Origin of the sequence: Hazenella coriacea, from assembly GCF_004341825.1 — a bacterium.
Lineage (GTDB): Bacteria > Bacillota > Bacilli > Thermoactinomycetales > Thermoactinomycetaceae > Hazenella > Hazenella coriacea.
Genome location: NZ_SMAG01000001.1, coordinates 1 through 14,746 on the forward strand (window position 1 = coordinate 1; position 14,746 = coordinate 14,746).

Consider the following 14,746-nt stretch of genomic DNA (forward strand, 5'->3'; position numbering starts at 1 on the left):
AATGCTGGCAACTAAAGATAAGGGTTGCGCTCGTTGCGGGACTGAACCCAACATCTCACGACACGAGCTGACGACAACCATGCACCACCTGTCACCGCTGCCCCGAAGGGAAGGTCTATCTCTAGACCGATCAGCGGGATGTCAAGCCCTGGTAAGGTTCTTCGCGTTGCTTCGAATTAAACCACATGCTCCACCGCTTGTGCGGGCCCCCGTCAATTCCTTTGAGTTTCAGCCTTGCGGCCGTACTCCCCAGGCGGAGTGCTTAATGTGTTAACTTCGGCACTGAGGAGGGAAATCCCCAACACCTAGCACTCATCGTTTACGGCGTGGACTACCAGGGTATCTAATCCTGTTCGCTCCCCACGCTTTCGCGCCTCAGCGTCAGTTACAGTCCAGAGAGTCGCCTTCGCCACTGGTGTTCCTCCCGATCTCTACGCATTCCACCGCTACACCGGGAATTCCACTCTCCTCTCCTGTACTCAAGCTCCCCAGTTTCAGGTGCAGCTCTGCGGTTGAGCCGCAGCCTTTCACACCTGACTTAAAGAGCCGCCTGCGCGCGCTTTACGCCCAATAAATCCGGACAACGCTTGCCCCCTACGTATTACCGCGGCTGCTGGCACGTAGTTAGCCGGGGCTTTCTCCTGAAGTACCGTCAGGACTTCTTCCTTCAGAACAGAGTTTTACAACCCGAAGGCCGTCATCACTCACGCGGCGTTGCTCCGTCAGGCTTTCGCCCATTGCGGAAAATTCCCTACTGCTGCCTCCCGTAGGAGTCTGGGCCGTGTCTCAGTCCCAGTGTGGCCGGTCACCCTCTCAGGTCGGCTACGCATCGTTGCCTTGGTGAGCCGTTACCTCACCAACTAGCTAATGCGCCGCGGGCCCATCCGCAAGCGACCGAAGTCTTTCCCTTTTCCTCCATGCGGAGGAAAAGCGTATCCGGTATTAGCTCCGGTTTCCCGAAGTTATCCCGAGCTTGCGGGCAGGTTGCCCACGTGTTACTCACCCGTTCGCCGCTAGGAGCCGAAGCTCCCCGCTCGACTTGCATGTATTAGGCACGCCGCCAGCGTTCGTCCTGAGCCAGGATCAAACTCTCCAAGAATGGTTGTTTGATTCTATGCTCTCAAAAAATTAACAGGTCATGGTTTCACTCTTTAGTTTTCAAGGAACACTTTCATGTGAAGCTATTTTCTTTTGTCACCATCTTGCGGCGACAAGTAATAATTTATCACGCTATTAAATGAATGTCAACACTTTTTTATAAAAAACAGCGGACCCTGGTAAGGTATCCGCTGTTGGCTGAAAAGCACCTGCATCTTGAAGCATCCACTCAATAAATGTTCCATAACCTGAAGTAGGGTCATTAACAAAAACATGTGTGACAGCACCAATCAATTTACCATCTTGAATAATAGGACTTCCACTCATCCCTTGGACAATCCCCCCTGTTTTGTCTAAGAGTCGTGGATCAGTCACTTTAATGATTAAACCTTTGGTGGCAGGGAACTTTTGACGCAAGACATGATTGATTTGTATATCAAAAGCTTCAACCTTTTGTCCTTCAACAACGGTTAAAATCTTCGCTGGACCTTCTTTCACTTGTTCAGCAAAAGCAATTGGAATCGGTTTTCTTTCAACCCCTTGAGGTACACCTTTCATACTTCCAAAAATACCAAAGGGAGTATTCTTCGTGATATTTCCTAATACCTGATCTTCCCGGAAAAAAATTGCTCTTTTTTCCCCAGGTTCTCCAGATTCCCCTTTTTGGATCGATGTTACATTGGATTGAATAATTTTCCCATTTCCAACCCTAATCGGTTGTCCTGTATCCAGATCAGTGATGACATGGCCTAATGCACCATAGACTTGATGTTTGGGATCAAAAAAAGTAAGAGTGCCTACTCCTGCAGCTGAATCACGAATATAAAGCCCCAATCGAAATACATTTTCTTTTTTGTCAAGCTCTGGTTGGATCATTACATTTTTCTGTTTTCCATTTCGAAACAAAGTAATTTGTAACTGTTTATTTTTACTTCCAGCCAGATGGGTGGCCTGACTCACATCCCCTAATTTCTCAATCTTCTTTCCGTTTAAATGAGTTAAATAGTCTCCAACTCGAATATCAGCTCGTTCTCCTGGAGACTGGTTACCCGAAGAACTTTGGACCAAATGATGTCCTACGACTAAAGCTCCAGATGACTTTAATTTGACTCCAATCGATTGACCACCTGGGATGACTTTTACATCCGGGTAAACACTTACATTCACTTTTTTTATCGGAAAGGTACCAAATAATTTTAAGGTAAGAAGTGTTTCCCCAGCTTGATGTGACAAAATAGTAAGTGGATGGTGTAAATCTACGGGTACATGTGATTGAGGCGATCCATTCACCTTAACAATATTCGGATTGGAAATCGTAGCTGTAGCTGATACAGGCATACCTAAGTGAAGCTGTTCCAGTTGCCCCTGAAACAAACGGATCTCAGCAGGGAAATGGGTAAACTGACGAAAAGCTGTTGTCGTTGTACCTAAAACCATAAGAAGAACTAAAAGAAAACCTAACCATTTTTTCTTGTTTTGCTTCTGCAACATCCACCACTCTCCTGCGCATCCCGCCTTCCCTCCGCCATGAGGTTACCATGTAGTGTTAAGTTAACCGAAACCCCGACATTTTATAAGGTATAAAAAAATAAGCTTTGATCCTTGGATCAAAGCTGTTATCACGAAAGGATTACCTTTTTTACCTGGTCTGCCAAACGCAACATTTCTTCAGCGTGTTCTCTGGTCTTTTGAGTAACCTCTACGCCTCCCAGTAAACGAGCTAGTTCATGGGTTCGTCCTTCATGATCCAAAGGATCTACTTTTGTCTTTGTAGAATATGATGTAGTTTCTTTAAAAATATACAGGTGATGATCTGCCATACAAGCAACTTGAGGCAAATGAGTTACGCAGAGAACTTGATGATTCCTAGCTAGCACAGCTATTTTTTCAGCAATTGCTTGTGCGGCTCGCCCACTGACTCCAGTATCTACTTCATCAAAAATCAACGTATGAATTTCCTGTATATCGGTAAAAATGACTTTTAAAGCCAACATGATTCGAGACAATTCTCCACCTGAAGCAATTTTAGCTAGTGGGCGTAATGGTTCACCTGGGTTGGGAGCAATGAGAAATTCAATTTGGTCTATTCCTGTTGCTTGTAACTGCGGAGAGCGAAGGTCATCTTGACGAAAAGCCACATGAAAAATGGTAGACCCCATATTTAAGTCAGCAAGTTCTTGTTCCACTTTCGCCTGTAATTGAGTGGCTATTTTTTTGCGACGTATAGTAAGTTCCTGAGCAAGCTCAGTGAGTTGAGGGCGAAGCAACTCCAACTGATCAAGTAACTCTGTTTCCTGCTCATCTCGATGGGTGAGTCGTTCTAGCTCATCTTCAATCTTTCCGCCATATTCCAGAATCTCCTCGATCGTGTCTCCATATTTACGCTTACACTGTTTAATCAGATGAAGTCGCTCTTCTACTTGGTTTAAACGCACTGGATCAAATTCAATCTCATCTCGATATCTTCCCAAATGACGGGCTACGTCATCCAATTGGTAATAGGCTGATTGAACTATATCATTTAAATAGTTTAAAGAAGAATCAATCTCTGCAATCTCTTCCATATGAGTCAACGCTTTTTGTAAATGATCTAAGCCTCCTTGTTCAGCATACAAATGTTCGTATGCACGAACTGTATGGCTCATCAACTTTTCGGCATGAGCTAAACGATTCTGTTCTCTTTCTAACTCCTCATCTTCACCTGCAACTAACTGTGCTGATTGGATCTCTTCTAACTGGAATTGATATAGATCCATTCGTTGTGCGATTTCTTTTTGATCAATACTTAATCGCTTTATTTCTTTTTCTATTTTTTGAAATTGTTGATATTTTTCTTCGTATTGGCGTCGCAGTGGAAGAATCCACTCACCACCAAATTGGTCTAGCCATTCCAAATGTTCATCAATATGAAGTAATGACTGATGCTCATGTTGACCCGAAATATCGATTAATTTTCTTCCAATCTGCTTCAACATGGCTAAAGTGACCATTCGTCCATTGATTCGACATGTGCTTTTCCCATTCGCTGTGATCTCCCTACGAATCAAAAGAATATCCACATCTTCATCTAACCCCCACTCCACTAATAGGGGACGAACTGGATGAGTGGGAGCGAGCTCAAATAAAGCCTCAATTTCAGCTTTTTGGGAACCATGACGAACAAATTCTGAAGAAGCCCGTCCACCTGCAACTAACCCCAAAGCATCGATTAATATTGACTTTCCTGCACCTGTTTCACCAGTCAAAACATGAAAACCTTCTTGTGCAAAAGAGAGTTCTAACTCTTCAATGATCGCAAATTGGCGAATGGATAATTCCCGCAACATCAGCATCTACTCCTAAAGCATTTCGATAAATCGCTCTACAATTTCCGGTGCTATCTCTTTGTTTCGACAAATCACCAAAATGGTGTCATCTCCAGCCAAGGTACCGATCACTTCATTCCAATCCAAGTTATCTAATAAAGCCCCTACTGCATGTGCATTACCTGGAAGAGTCTTTAAAACGATCAGATTTTCACTATAATCAATACTGATAAATGATTCCTGCAAAATTCTTTTTAACTTTTGAGCTGGATTAAACCGTCGATCCGCTGGTAGTGAATATTTATATAGCCCATTGTTAGTAGGAACCTTTACCAAATGTAGTTCTTTGATATCCCTTGAAACAGTCGCTTGAGTCACATTATAACCTGCTTTTTTTAATTCCTCTACTAATTCATCTTGTGTTTCAATATCTTGATTGGCTATAATTTCACGTATTTTTATATGTCTTTGCGGTTTCATAGTTGCCTCCATCCCTTTATTATCAGTTACTTTCCCCCTGAAGCTTTTTTCTTAGCACTTCAAAAAAAGTGCGTTCTTTCCATTTAATCAGAAGTGTATGATAAGGAGAACGTTTTACTCGAACCACATCCCCAGCTTGCAAACTGTATCCAAGTTGTCCATCAATCGTCAAACCCATATCTTGGTGTAAAGCCGAAACTTGCACTTCCAATACAGAATCAGCAGGTAAAACCATTGGGCGTGAGGTTAGCGTATGAGGGCAGATCGGAGTCAACAAGAGAGTTTGTACGCCGGGATAAACAATGGGACCTCCACATGATAAAGAATAGGCAGTAGAGCCTGTAGGTGTGGAAACGATTACACCATCTCCAGAAAATGTCCCTAGTCGCATTCCATTCATTCTCACCTCGCAGGTGATCATACGTCGAAATGAACCTTTCGCTACACCAACATCATTAAGAGCTGTATCTTGCTCAATTACTTTTCCATCACGAACGAGTTCAGCTGTAATCATTACGCGTTCTTCTATGTAAAAATCTCCTGTTAAAATCCGATCCACGGCATAAGACAAATTGGAAGGTTCTGCTTCTGAGAGAAAGCCCAAATGACCGACATTAATCCCTAAAATAGGAAGGTGATAAGCTGCAAACTTCCGCGCGATTCCTAATAGTGTTCCATCACCACCCAATACAAAAACCAAATCGACCTTATGGGGAAATTGCTCCAATTGAACTCCTAGCTCGGAGCGTCCCAATTCTTGAGCTACTTCTGGTTCAACAATCACTTCACATTGTCTCGACTCAAGAAGTTGTACCAATTGACCTGCTAGCTCACGAGCTTTGGGTTTACTCTGATTAACAGTAATACCAACCTTTTTCATCTATCTCCACTCCAGTTTGTCATAGACTTAAGATGCGTGATTTTTTTAAGAAGATCTACTCCAACCATAAAACATAATTCTGAATAACCATATCTGGTGTACTCTGGAATCTATAAAAAAATAAACAGAGCGAGTCCAAATCCCAGAACAAAAGTTATCAGATACAACCAATTGAATCCTTTTTTTTCTTGAAAAGTTAGATCTGGCACATCGATCCGAATCACTTTGAACTTTTCTTTTTCAAGGTCAACATATAATATACCCTTAGGTTGGTAAAGAAGAAAGTAGGAGAGAAAAAAGTCACGTAGAGCAGGTCCTGAAATGCGAAGTGGTTTTCGTTCTTTTGCCAAGATGACCAGATACCATTCATCACCCAATTTAGCAATATAGTCGACAAATAGTCGACTTTCATAAACTTGTTCATCAACTTGAATCGAAATAGGTACTTTTTCTTTACGGCGAACAACTTCATAACCGTAATTACTAAGAAACCGAGGAACTTCTCCTTGAATTTGATCCTCTTCATCTTGGGGAGGCTCTTGGAGTAATGATTGGGAAAAACGAACAGGTAACCATTTTCTTAATAAAAAGTAGAAGATGACTCCGACTAGCAAGATAAGTACTAAGGTATCGCCTGGTTTAGACAACCGACTTCCCTCCTTTACCTATCCTACTAATTCGCAGCCATAATAAAGAAACCTTCTTCCACCATTATTTTTATTAAAAAGAATAAAGAACACCTTTTAATCAAAACGATGATGGGCTTGTTTGACAATCTCGGCGACATCAATGCGACTTGCCATTTTCTGTGAAGGATGAAGGACCAGATAAGCAAGAAACTCTATATTCCCTTCTCCACCTTGAATCGGTGATGGTACCAATCCTCTGACTTCATATCCTTCTTCTTGTGCAAATTGAACAAATGATTCTAATACACGTTGATGAATAGATGGGTCTCTGATGATTCCTTTTTTACCTACTTGATCACGTCCCGCTTCGAATTGCGGCTTAACAAGGGCCACCACTTCTCCCTCAGGCAGCAAAAGCCGCTTCAAATTAGGAAGAATATGAGAGAGTGAAATAAAAGAAACATCAATGGTTGCCAGATTGGGAGAATCACCCGTTAACTGTTCTGTAGATACATAACGAAAATTGGTTCGTTCCATAACAATCACGCGAGGATCTTGTCTTAGTTTCCAAGCCAGTTGACCATATCCTACATCAATCGCATACACTTGTTTTACACCTTGTTGTAAAGCACAATCCGTAAATCCACCTGTCGATGATCCTATATCTAACATCACGCGTCCCTCCACTCGGATGGGAAAGACGCGCAGTGCTTCTTCTAATTTTAATCCGCCTCTACTTACATAGGGATGTAATTGTCCCTTTAGAGTAATTTTGGCATCTACAGATACTTTAGTTCCTGGTTTATCAATTCGTTCTTGATTCACAAGAACCAGTCCAGCCATGATGGATCGTTGGGCTTGTTGTCGACTTGAAAAAAATCCCTTACTCACTAATAAGTTATCGATCCGCTCTTTTTCCACAATAAACCCTCATGCTCATTGTTTTTTTAATGGTAGCATCTTATGAACAGTATCCGCAACATTCTCAGGAGTTAATCCAACTTCTTCTCTCTGTTGTTGAACACTTCCATGCTCCACATAATAATCGGGAATCCCCAAAGTTCGAATATTCATACCCAACTGGTGATGTTGAGCATAGTACTCCAATACTGCACTACCAAATCCACCTACTAATGTTCCTTCTTCAATCGTGATGATTGGGATTTTTTCTTCAGCAAGTTGATTTAGCATTTCTTCGTCCAATGGCTTTACAAAACGTGCATTAATGACTCGCGCTTGAATCCCTTGGCATTCTAACAAGTCGGCTGCTTTTGCGGCCACTTCCACCATCGTTCCAAAAGCTAATAATGCGATATCATTTCCGGGACGAATCACTTCCGACTTTCCAATTGGAATGAGCTTAAATTCATCATCCAACGAGACACCTAAGCCAGCGTTTTTGGAGTAGCGAACAGCAATAGGTCCATCATTATATTGAGTAGCTGTATACAACATATGTTGAAATTCATTCTCATCTTTAGGCATCATGATGACCATATTCGGTTGGTTTCGCATAAAGCTGATATCATACACTCCATGATGCGTTTCACCATCTTCACCAACAAATCCAGCTCGGTCTACGGCAAACACTACATTTAGATTTTGTCGTGCCACATCATGGACTAATTGATCATAGCCCCGTTGCAAGAATGTTGAATAAATCGCCAGTACAGGCTTCATACCCTGAGTAGCTAATCCAGCGGCATACGTTACAGCGTGTTGTTCAGCAATTCCCACATCCACACAACGCTCGGGAAACTTTTCTTGGAATTGATCCAACTTGGAGCCTGTTATCATAGCAGGTGTAACTGCAACGATTTTAGGGTCTTTTTCTGCTAAGCGTATAAGTGTTTTACCAAACATCGCAGGATACGCAGGAGCTCCTCCAGTCCCCTTTTTAAAAGCACCAGATTCAATCTTATAGGTACCTACGCCATGGTATACGGTGGAATCTTCTTCTGCTGGTTTATACCCCTGACCTTTTTTAGTCACCACATGAACCAGAACAGGTCCTTTCGTGTGTGAAGCTTGGCGTAGGCTTTCCATTAACTCATCCAATTGATGCCCATTAACAGGACCCAAATAGGTAAACCCAAGTGTTTCAAAAAAGACACCCGAAACGACTAAATATTTGAGACTATCTTTAATTCGTTCTAATGTTTTGGCAAAAGGTTGTCCGACAGTCGGGATCTTTTTAAGGAGATATTCAACCTCTTCCTTCACTTTGTTATAACCTTTATGGGTACGAAGGCGTCCTAAATGATTATGCAAAGCACCTACGTTCGGGCTAATCGACATCTCATTATCATTTAAGATCACAATCATATCTTTTTTCTCTTCACCAATATGGTTTAATGCTTCTAAAGCCATTCCGCCTGTTAAAGCACCATCACCAATGATGGGGATCACTTTATAGTTTTCTCCCAAAAGATCTCTTGCAGCAGCCATTCCCATAGCTCCAGACAGAGATGTACTACTATGTCCTGTTTCCCAAACGTCATGCTCACTTTCTCTCATCTTTGGAAAACCGCATAGCCCTTTATATTGACGTAATGTAGGGAATTGCTCCCTTCTACCTGTTAGAATCTTATGCACATAGGCTTGATGCCCTACATCCCACAAAAACTTATCTTTGGGGCTATCAAACAAGTAGTGAAGAGCAATGGTTAATTCAACAACACCCAGGTTAGAGGACAAATGACCCCCTGTAACCGAAAGACTCTCTATCAAAAATTTTCTAATTTCATTCGCCAACATAGGAAGTTCCTCTACAGACAACTGCTTTAACTTGTCTGGCGAATTAATCTGTTCGAGGAGCACGAAGAACGCCTCGCTTTCGCTTTCTTTTCTTCTCAAAATTTAGGATAAATAAATGTAATCAAGGATTTTCTTGATGCAATCCAAATATGACATGGAATAGATCCTTTACTACAAAGTATTCCAGAAAAATGCCGGTCTCAAGGTCGGACCGGTTCATCACTGAAAGACGGAATCCCCGTCCTTATATAATTTTTCTGGACGAACCCTACAATAATTACGATCAAGTAAACGATTTGTTTTAGGTGTTACGTAAATCTCCCAAGGTGGCATTCTTATGGTTGCCAAGCAAAAGTTTATTTACGTTGCACCCATCACTCGATTAACAACTACTTCGTTTATACTTGAATATCCATGGATCAATATGTCATCAAAGACAACAGTCTAGAAGTTTTCCTCAACAGCACCGCTTTCACAATGCGGGACTTACTAGAATACTGCATCACTCTATTTTAGCATATTTATTATAGCACAAGGTTTACTCTTTAGCACTTCACACAAATTAACGATCTCTGGATAATAAGTAATCAGCAATCCCAAGTAAATATTCAGGATTCACCACATCAGAATCGAGTAATTCAGCTTTTGCCTGCTCAGTAATTTCAGCTAATTTTTTTCTTGATTCATCCAGTCCAAGTAAGGAAGGATAAGTGGCTTTATGTTTTTCTTCATCGCTTCCCACTGGCTTTCCGATTAATTCTTGATCACCAATCACATCAAGAATATCATCTTGGATCTGGAATGCGAGTCCCAAGCCATAAGCAAACCGAGTGAGTGCTTGTAACGTTTCTCTTGAAACTCCTGATAGAAGAGCTCCTGTACGTACGGAAAATGCAATTAAGTCACTTGTCTTATGTTGATGAATCTTTTCCAACTCCACCAAAGAAATAGGACGATTTTCACTAAGAAGATCAATCACTTGACCTCCAACCATCCCCCTTGCTCCTGAAGATCGAACGCCTTCCTCGATAATGGTGAGAGCTGTTTCCGCTGATAACTTTGCTTGTTTAGCTCCAGAGGCCATCAGTCCAAAAGCTTCCGTCAACAAGGCATCTCCTGCCAAAATAGCTTGAGCTTCACCAAAAACCTTATGATTTGTTAGCTTACCCCGTCGATAATCATCATTATCCATCGAAGGTAGATCATCATGGATTAAGGAGTAAGTATGAATCATTTCAATTGCACATGCGAATGGAAGAGCTTTTTCTTTTTCTTCTCCACATGCTTCTGTCGTAGCTAGAGCCAAGACGGGACGAAGCCGTTTTCCTCCAGCTAACAAAGAATAACGCATTGACTCTAATAAGGTTTCAGGAACCCCATCCAAGTTTAGGGTATATTGATCCAAAGTCTCATGGACCCATTTAGCATTTTCTTTTATATAGCTTTGAATCCTCTCCACTTACTCTAGTTCCTCCTCTGGTTTAAAGGTTCTTTTCATCCACTCTCCGTTTTCTTTGACTAACATTTCCACCTGTTGTTCTGCCCACTCTAACTTTTTGCCGCATAGATGTGCCAGTTTCATGCCCTCATCAAATAGTTGAATCGCCTCTTCGAGTGGAGCATCCCCTTTTTCCAACAAACGTACCACTTCTTCAAGCCGCTCGAGCGCTTTTTCAAAAGGCAGCGATTCGAGCGCAGATAAATCTTTTGGTTCACTCATGCGTAGTTCCCTCCGATTTAAAGACTTGACAGCTTACTTGTCCATCAGCCAATCGTATATTTACGAGGTCACCAGGCTGAACTTGCTGGCTAGACTTAATAAGTTCTTTCGAATGATAACGTTGTACGATGGAATATCCTCTGTTCATCACTTTAAGTGGACTCAATGCATCCAATTGTGATAGGAGTTGTTCCCATTTCGCTCTCCGATCTTTGATCTGAGTCTTGATCTGCTGATGTTGTTCCCAATAGAGATGCCCAATCCGCTCTCGAATTTGGGTGATGTGACGAGCTGGGTGTTCCATTTGCAAACGATATCTTAGTTGCTCAATCTGATGGGTTCGCTGAGTTTGCCATAGATGAATCGCTCGCTCTAATCCTGACTCAAGATGATCTAATTGCTGAGCATATTGAAGTAAGCGAGCCTCAGGATATTGAAAAATGGGACGTTCAACACTTTTTTTGACTCGTTGTTGATACTTATCAAGTAAAGTCATTTGTGCGTTGAGCAGTCGTTGTTCTAGGGATCGCACACGCTCTCGAAGATCTTCTATATGAGGGACAACCATCTCCGCAGCAGCAGTAGGTGTGGCCGCTCGTTGATCAGCAATAAAATCACTAATCGTTGTATCTGTCTCATGACCAACAGCAGAAATAACGGGAATGACAGACTGAGCAATACTTCTTGCTACGATCTCTTCATTAAAAGCCCACAGTTCTTCGATCGAACCTCCGCCTCGACCCACAATCAGAACATCCACTTCCTGTCGCAAATTCATCTGCTCAATCGCTTGTACAATTTCACTAGGTGCTTGATCTCCTTGAACCGATACAGGATAGAGAAGAATCTGTGTGAGTGGATAACGACGTCGCATCGTAATGATAATATCACGAACCGCAGCACCGCTAGGTGAGGTGATCACTCCAACAGTTTTAGGAAACAAAGGGATCGATTTTTTAGGGAGAGAGAACAAACCTTCAGCTTCGAGTCTCTCTTTTAGCCTTTGGAAAGCGAGATAAAGATCTCCTTCACCATTGGATCGCATAGTCTGAACATAAAACTGTACTTGCCCTTCCCGTTCATACATCGAAAGGTACCCTTTGACTAAGACACGGTCTCCATCTTTAGGCATAAAGCGAAGTCTACGATTATTCCCAGCAAACATAGCCGCTTTTATTTTTGCCGTCTCATCTTTCAATGTAAAATACATATGACGACTTTTTGTATGTTGTGAGAAGTTGGAAATCTCCCCTTCAACCCAAACTCCCTTTAATCGCTCGTCAGAGTCTAGCTTTTGAACTACATAGGAGACTAAATCGGTAACAGACCAAACATCCTTCTGCTGTTGATTCATTTTATCTCCCCATTTCTTAACCTATGCTTTCTGTTCAAAATGCCATTTGGCTGATTTTACAGTATTGTGAAGCAACATGGCAATCGTCATCGGACCTACGCCTCCTGGAACTGGAGTAATCGCTGAAGTAAGTGGTGCTACATTCGCAAAGTCTACATCTCCACATAGTTTCCCTTCAGCATTTCGGTTCATCCCTACATCGATGACAACGGCTCCTGATTTCACATGTTCAGGCTTAATGAGATCTACTTTTCCCACAGCAGCAATAATAATATCTGCTTGGCGAGTATAGGAAGCAAGATCCACAGTACGTGAATGACACATCGTTACCGTCGCATTCGCCTGTTGAAGTAAAAGTGCCATGGGTTTACCCACAATATTGCTACGTCCAACTACAACAGCATACTTTCCAGCCACATCAATTTGTTTTCGTTTGAGCATTTCCATAATACCAGCTGGTGTACAAGGAAGATAAGCTTCCTCTCCAATAACTAAATTTCCTACATTAATCGGTGTAAACCCATCTACATCCTTCTCTGGAGAAATGGTGGCAATCACACGCGAAGGATCAATCTGTTTAGGTAAAGGTAATTGGATTAATATCCCATGAATAGAAGGATCGGCATTTAACTTTCTCACTTGATCAAGGAGTTCTTTCTCAGAAATTTCTTCACTCAATCTAATTAATTCAGAATGAATCCCTACTTCTGCAGAGGCACGTATTTTACCTCTTACATAAGATTCTGAGGCTGGGTGATTACCTACTAAAACTACCGCCAAGCCTGGAATGATTCCTTGCCCTTGTATATGGGTAACTTCTTGCTTTAGTTCGTTTCGTACTTGTTGTGCAATCGCTTTTCCATCGATCACTTGGTACGCCAATTTTCACACACCCTTTATTCATTACAATTAGAGATTGTTACATTGCCTGATACCCATCCCTTAAGGATAGTTTAGCTGAATCAATCATAAGGTCTTTCAACCTCACAGTGGTATCATATTTTTTCAGTTTATCCTTTTCAACTAGATGTGTAAAGCTAAGTCCCCTTGATTCAACAAAGGTGTACGGAGTAAAAAAGGACCCATGGATCCTGAGATTGATGACAAAAGAGGTGATCAATGAAATAGAGTCCTTTTGATGAAGACCTATTACTAAAAAAGTTTTAGTCGCCTCAAACTCACTCGCTTATCAACAATCTCTGGGTCCTTGGATCCTTTTTTATTTATTCGATTTCAGCCTTAATTTGATTGATTTCTTTAACCACCATTCCCAATACCCCATTGATAAAACGACCTGACTCCTCAGAACTGAAAAATTTCCCCAAATCTACAGCTTCATTCAAAATAGCTCCTTGAGGTGTTTCAGGCTGATATAGTAATTCATAAACAGCTAGTCGCAAAATCGCTCGATCTACCGTAGGGATTCGAGATAATGACCATCCTTCTTTTAAAAAGCGTTGAATCACAGGATCAATAGAAGCTTGCTGTTCCTGTATCCCTTGTACAAGATCCAAGTAAAATTGAGCGTCGTCTCCTTGTAAACTGGAACCCCGTCTTTGGATCACTTGTTCTTCTTGATCTTGGTGAAACTCACATTCATACAGTGCTTGTATTGCATGTTCTCTTGAAGTTCTACGACTCATAACTAAACCCCCAAAAAGAAGCCGGATCCACTTTTTTAAAGTAGGGTCCGGCTTTTCTCCCTTATTTGCGCATCCACTTATCAAACTGAATGGATTCAAGAATTTGCTTCAGATCTTCTTTCCGATCCAGTTGTTTGCCGATGTAAAATCCTAACCCAATTAAAAGGGCAAAAAACAGGGTCTTCCAAAAACCTACAAATAGAAAAACAAGCCCCAAGATAAAGCCAATCAAAGTACCCGCAATTCTTCCTCCATATTGTAACCAAATCGTTTCAATAAGTTTCCTGTCCATCTCCAAGCCCTACCTTCAATCTACACGAACTCGGGATTTATCAGGCTGAATCGTTTGTGCTACATAAACGGAAACCTGATCCACTTGAACCCCTGCGATTTGTTCCACTTGCTCTTTCACGACTAATTGAAGCTGTTCGGACAAGTGTTGAATCGGGGTTTCGCCATCTACAACAATTTTCAGACCAATTCCAACAGAAGAATCATTAGTACGATGGCGAACACGCGCAGTAAGATCTCTAACTCCTTTAACTCGACGTGCTGCTTTTGCCGCAATGCTTTCGATGGAGCGAAGAGAGATTCGGATATGTCCAATCTCAGTCTCACGGTCCACCCCAGAATCAATCTCTTTTTGCTTGATAACCGCTTTAAAAATAAAACGTAAACTGATGATAAAGACAAACAAACTGACGCCTGCGATCGCCCATCGTAAGCTTGGGTCATCATTAAACTGTGTAAGACCCGATTGTATTTCCTCTGGACCTACTAGAAGTTGAAAACTGAACAAAAAGCCAAAGACCGCTAAAGCAGCGATCCCTAGACTGTATAATAATAAAAGAAGACGATCCAACCAACCCACCTTGGTTCC

General features: G+C 41.8%; 14 protein-coding genes and 1 rRNA gene. All 15 read right to left on the bottom strand.

All coding sequences use genetic code 11. The features are described from left to right. A 16S ribosomal RNA gene (locus EDD58_RS00005) occupies positions 1 to 1,099 on the bottom strand; the annotation flags it as partial. A 134-nt stretch (positions 1,100 to 1,233) separates the two neighbouring features. Beyond that, the gene (spoIVB, locus tag EDD58_RS00010) at positions 1,234 to 2,586 is read right to left on the bottom strand and encodes a SpoIVB peptidase (protein ID WP_131923402.1); all 1,353 of its coding nucleotides are present in this window, start codon (positions 2,584 to 2,586) and stop codon (positions 1,234 to 1,236) included. Between the two features lie 131 nt (positions 2,587 to 2,717). Continuing rightward, positions 2,718 to 4,424, bottom strand: coding sequence for a DNA repair protein RecN (recN, locus tag EDD58_RS00015; protein WP_131922795.1), 1,707 nt, complete (start codon positions 4,422 to 4,424; stop codon positions 2,718 to 2,720). Between the two features lie 12 nt (positions 4,425 to 4,436). Beyond that, positions 4,437 to 4,883 carry a transcriptional regulator AhrC/ArgR gene (gene ahrC / locus EDD58_RS00020; protein WP_131922796.1) on the bottom strand — a complete coding sequence of 149 codons (447 nt, stop codon included), beginning with the start codon at positions 4,881 to 4,883 and terminating at the stop codon, positions 4,437 to 4,439. A 22-nt stretch (positions 4,884 to 4,905) separates the two neighbouring features. Further along, positions 4,906 to 5,763: an NAD(+)/NADH kinase gene (locus EDD58_RS00025; RefSeq protein WP_131922797.1), complete on the bottom strand. Its 858-nt coding sequence runs from the start codon at positions 5,761 to 5,763 to the stop codon at positions 4,906 to 4,908. 110 nt (positions 5,764 to 5,873) lie between these two features. Beyond that, a complete protein-coding gene (locus EDD58_RS00030; RefSeq protein WP_131922798.1) occupies positions 5,874 to 6,410 on the bottom strand; it encodes a hypothetical protein in 537 nt (178 codons plus the stop codon). A 96-nt stretch (positions 6,411 to 6,506) separates the two neighbouring features. Next, positions 6,507 to 7,316 (bottom strand): TlyA family RNA methyltransferase, encoded by an 810-nt coding sequence (locus EDD58_RS00035; RefSeq protein WP_131922799.1) that lies wholly within the window; start codon positions 7,314 to 7,316, stop codon positions 6,507 to 6,509. A gap of 12 nt (positions 7,317 to 7,328) precedes the next feature. Further along, entirely contained in the window at positions 7,329 to 9,212 is a 1,884-nt protein-coding gene (dxs, locus tag EDD58_RS00040; protein WP_131922800.1) for a 1-deoxy-D-xylulose-5-phosphate synthase, read from the bottom strand. Positions 9,213 to 9,711: 499 nt separating this feature from the next. Continuing rightward, the gene (locus EDD58_RS00045; RefSeq protein WP_131922801.1) at positions 9,712 to 10,608 is read right to left on the bottom strand and encodes a polyprenyl synthetase family protein; all 897 of its coding nucleotides are present in this window, start codon (positions 10,606 to 10,608) and stop codon (positions 9,712 to 9,714) included. Further along, positions 10,609 to 10,869 carry an exodeoxyribonuclease VII small subunit gene (gene xseB / locus EDD58_RS00050; protein ID WP_131922802.1) on the bottom strand — a complete coding sequence of 87 codons (261 nt, stop codon included), beginning with the start codon at positions 10,867 to 10,869 and terminating at the stop codon, positions 10,609 to 10,611. After that, positions 10,862 to 12,223: an exodeoxyribonuclease VII large subunit gene (xseA, locus tag EDD58_RS00055; RefSeq protein ID WP_131922803.1), complete on the bottom strand. Its 1,362-nt coding sequence runs from the start codon at positions 12,221 to 12,223 to the stop codon at positions 10,862 to 10,864. Before xseA ends, xseB begins: the two co-directional genes overlap by 8 nt. Before the next feature lie 21 nt (positions 12,224 to 12,244). Further along, complete coding sequence (folD, locus tag EDD58_RS00060) at positions 12,245 to 13,105, bottom strand: bifunctional methylenetetrahydrofolate dehydrogenase/methenyltetrahydrofolate cyclohydrolase FolD (protein ID WP_131922804.1); 861 nt, start codon at positions 13,103 to 13,105, stop codon at positions 12,245 to 12,247. A 341-nt stretch (positions 13,106 to 13,446) separates the two neighbouring features. Then, positions 13,447 to 13,866: a transcription antitermination factor NusB gene (gene nusB, locus EDD58_RS00065; protein ID WP_131922805.1), complete on the bottom strand. Its 420-nt coding sequence runs from the start codon at positions 13,864 to 13,866 to the stop codon at positions 13,447 to 13,449. 61 nt (positions 13,867 to 13,927) lie between these two features. Continuing rightward, on the bottom strand, positions 13,928 to 14,158 hold the full coding sequence (locus EDD58_RS00070; protein WP_131922806.1) for a DUF2273 domain-containing protein: 231 nt from the start codon (positions 14,156 to 14,158) through the stop codon (positions 13,928 to 13,930). Positions 14,159 to 14,173: 15 nt separating this feature from the next. After that, complete coding sequence (gene amaP, locus EDD58_RS00075) at positions 14,174 to 14,737, bottom strand: alkaline shock response membrane anchor protein AmaP (RefSeq protein ID WP_131922807.1); 564 nt, start codon at positions 14,735 to 14,737, stop codon at positions 14,174 to 14,176. Between the last annotated feature and the right edge of the window lie 9 nt (positions 14,738 to 14,746).